A 1,076-nucleotide genomic window follows, 5' to 3' on the forward strand; every position below is an offset into this window, starting at 1 on the left:
GTGGACCTACTTCGCCTACCTGGCCGCGGTGAAGGAACAGAACGGTGCCGCGATGTCGCTGGGCCGGGTCTCGACCTTCCTGGACATCTACATCCAGCGCGACATCGAAGCCGGCCTGATCGACGAGCAGCGCGCCCAGGAACTGATCGACGACCTCGTCATCAAGCTGCGCATCGTGCGTTTCCTGCGCACGCCCGACTACGACCAGCTGTTCTCGGGCGACCCGACCTGGGTCACCGAATCGATCGGCGGTGTCGGCGAAGACGGCCGCGCGCTGGTGACGAAGAACAGCTTCCGCTTCCTGCAGACGCTCAACAACCTGGGCCCGGCGCCCGAGCCCAACCTGACCGTGCTGTGGTCGGACAAGCTGCCTCAGGGTTTCAAGGACTTCTGCGCCAAGACCTCGATCGCCACCTGCTCGGTGCAGTACGAGAACGACGACCTGATGCGGCCGTACTGGGGCGACGACTACGGCATCGCCTGCTGCGTCTCTGCGATGCGCATCGGCAAGCAGATGCAGTTCTTCGGAGCGCGCGCCAACCTCGGCAAGGCGCTGCTGTACGCGATCAACGGCGGCCGCGATGAAGTGAGCGGCGAGCAGGTCGGCCCGGTCACGGAGCCCTTCCAGGGCGACGTGCTCGACCACGACGAAGTCGTCGCCAAGTTCCTGCCGACGATGCAGTGGCTGGCCGGTGTCTACATGAAGTCGCTCAACGCGATCCACTTCATGCACGACAAGTACGCCTACGAACGCATCGAGATGGCGCTGCACGACCGCGACATCCTGCGCACGATGGCCTGCGGCATCGCCGGCCTGTCGGTCGTCGCCGACTCGCTGTCGGCGATGCGCCACGCCAAGGTGCACGTGATCCGCGACGAGCGGGGCCTCGCCACCGACTTCCGCGTCGAAGGCCGCTACCCCGCGTTCGGCAACAACGACGAGCGTGTCGACTCGATCGCCAGCTGGATCGTCGAGACCTTCATGGGCTACCTGCGCCAGCAGAAGGCCTACCGCGGCGCGACGCCGACGATGTCGGTGCTGACGATCACGTCCAACGTGGTCTACGGCAAGAAGA

General features: G+C 65.4%; 1 protein-coding gene. It reads left to right on the plus strand.

The window, feature by feature from the left end; genetic code table 11:
- Window positions 1-1,076: pyruvate formate lyase family protein (locus CKO43_RS25470; protein ID WP_276570322.1), on the plus strand; the 1,076-nt coding region annotated here is incomplete at both ends.

Source organism: Rubrivivax gelatinosus (assembly GCF_016583785.1).
Classification (GTDB): Bacteria; Pseudomonadota; Gammaproteobacteria; order Burkholderiales; family Burkholderiaceae_C; genus Rubrivivax; species Rubrivivax gelatinosus_B.